Raw genomic sequence first — 2,227 nt, forward strand, 5'->3', positions numbered from 1 at the left:
TTAGCTTTTATGCAAGTCACGCCGCGATTGAGTTTTTGCATTATCACAGCGGCCAATTCATCGGGGTCGTCAATTATTATCTCAAACCTTACGGCCGATTTGAAGCCCTGCAAGATTGTCTCGCTTACTCGCGCGCCCACAAACATTTCAACTATAGAAAGCATAATAGGGTCAAGGCTTGAAAACAAGACAGCGCTTACCAAGACGATAATGCCGTCAAAGAAAAAGATAAAATACGAGATGCCTGTCGCGCTGTATTTTTTGTTTACTAATGCGGCCAAAATATCCGTTCCGCCCGTGCTGCCGCCTATTTTTAACATAATAGCCAAGGCCGCGCCGTTCAAAACCCCTCCCGCAAGCGCCGCCAAAATTTTTTGCTGGGGCGCGTATCTAAAAGTAATATCGGTATTAAGCTCAAGCTGCTCCAAACCAATCAGCATTAAAGAAATTAATATGGTAGAGGCCAAAGTTTTTAGGGTAAAATCCCAGTTCAAATATTTAAAAGAAATAATAATCAATGGTATGTTAAGGGCAAAGATTATATAACCGGAATTGATTGCGCCATTGGATAAAATTTCCACCATTGAGGCTATGCCTGTGACCCCGCCCGGGGCGAAGACATTGGGAACGATAAAAGAATGAATTCCAAACGCCCTCAGCGCGCTGGAGACAATTAGCACCGCGCCTATACCCAAAAAATAAAAAAACTTATTTGTCTTTTTCATTTTGATAAAACCATCTCAAAATTTTTTTAATTATTTTAACTACATATTATTATATATGTCCCAAAAAATATAAAAACATTTGAACATATATAGCAAATATAAATATATAGGTTTAAACCAAAAAGTCAAGATATTGTGACATTGGCGCTTTTTTGACGCAGTATTTTTGCGTTTAGTATAATTGCTTAATCAAATAACTTTGTGTTATACTAAACCATAAATCAAGGTAAATCCAAAAATTATGTCTTTAATAGAAGTAAAAAACGTAAAATACGCTTATAATTACGGCAGCCAAGACGCTATCATCGCCGTTAACGATGTTTCCTTTAGCATCAACGAAGGCGAGTTTGTGGCGCTTGTGGGTCATAACGGCAGCGGCAAATCCACTTTGGCCAAAATGCTAAACGGGCTTATCATCCCATTGGACGGCGATGTCTTAATTGATGGGATGAACACGCGCGACGATTCCTTGCTATACGATATAAGACGGCAAATAGGCGTAGTGTTTCAAAATCCCGACAACCAAATGGTAGCCACCATAATAGAAGACGACGTCGCTTTCGGGCCCGAGAATTTGGGTCTAGACCCAGAAGAGATACGGCAAAGGGTGGATTGGGCGCTAAAAGCCGTTGGAATGGAAAAGCACAAAAAAGGCATGCCTTTTAAGTTGAGCGGCGGGCAAAAACAGCGCGTAGCGATAGCGGGCGTTTTGGCGATAAAACCAAGGATTTTGGTATTGGACGAGTCCACCTCTATGCTGGACCCAAAAGGCAGGACCGAAGTCCTGAATGTGATTAAGCGCCTTAATAAAGAAGAAAACATAACAGTTGTGTTGATCACCCATTATATGGACGAAGCCACGGATACGGACCGTATCATTATATTGAATAAAGGAAAAATAGCTTATATCGGCGGCAAAGAAATATTTTTGGAGGAACAAAGACTAAAAAGCTACGGGCTAAATGTCCCGTCCCATATTCATATCGCCAATTCTTTGCGCCAAGGCGGAATGGATATAGGCCAAATTTGGAGTGAGAGCGATTTAGAGGAAGAGATATGCCGATTATTATAGAAAACTTATCATATACATACAGCCCCAAAACCGTTTTTGCGCACGAGGCTTTAAAGAATGTGCATATGACCATAGACGACGGCGAATTTGTGGGCATTATAGGGCATACGGGCAGCGGCAAGTCCACTTTGGTTTTGCATCTTAACGGGCTTATCAAACTCACATCGGGCAAAATTTTGGTCAACTACATAGATTTAAGCAAAAAATACGACTACAAAAAATTAAGATCCACGGTCGGCATAGTATTCCAATATCCCGAATACCAGCTTTTTGACGAAACGGTTGAGAAAGACATAGCCTTCGGGCCAAAAAATTTGGGCCTTAGCAAAGAGGAAGTCGCCTACAGAGTCCGAACGGCTATGGAAATGGTCGGGCTTGACTACGAGAGCGTAAAAGACCGTTCGCCTTTTGAGCTGTCGGGCGGTCAAAA

General features: G+C 41.7%; 3 protein-coding genes. 2 read left to right on the top strand and 1 reads right to left on the bottom strand.

Translation table 11 applies throughout. The features are described from left to right. Positions 1-725 (bottom strand): YitT family protein (locus GX756_01400; protein ID NLC16521.1); only part of this gene is annotated, 725 nt, incomplete at its 3' end. 241 nt (positions 726-966) lie between these two features. Between GX756_01400 and GX756_01405 the strand changes: the two genes are divergently transcribed. Both GX756_01405 and GX756_01410 read left to right on the top strand, forming a co-directional pair. Beyond that, positions 967-1,797, top strand: coding sequence for an energy-coupling factor transporter ATPase (locus GX756_01405; GenBank protein ID NLC16522.1), 831 nt, complete (start codon positions 967-969; stop codon positions 1,795-1,797). Beyond that, on the top strand, positions 1,782-2,227 hold a 446-nt coding region (locus tag GX756_01410; protein NLC16523.1), incomplete at its 3' end, for an ATP-binding cassette domain-containing protein. The genes GX756_01405 and GX756_01410, both read left to right, overlap by 16 nt.

It is taken from the genome of Clostridiales bacterium, assembly GCA_012512255.1.
Classification (GTDB): domain Bacteria; phylum Bacillota; class Clostridia; order Christensenellales; family DUVY01; genus DUVY01.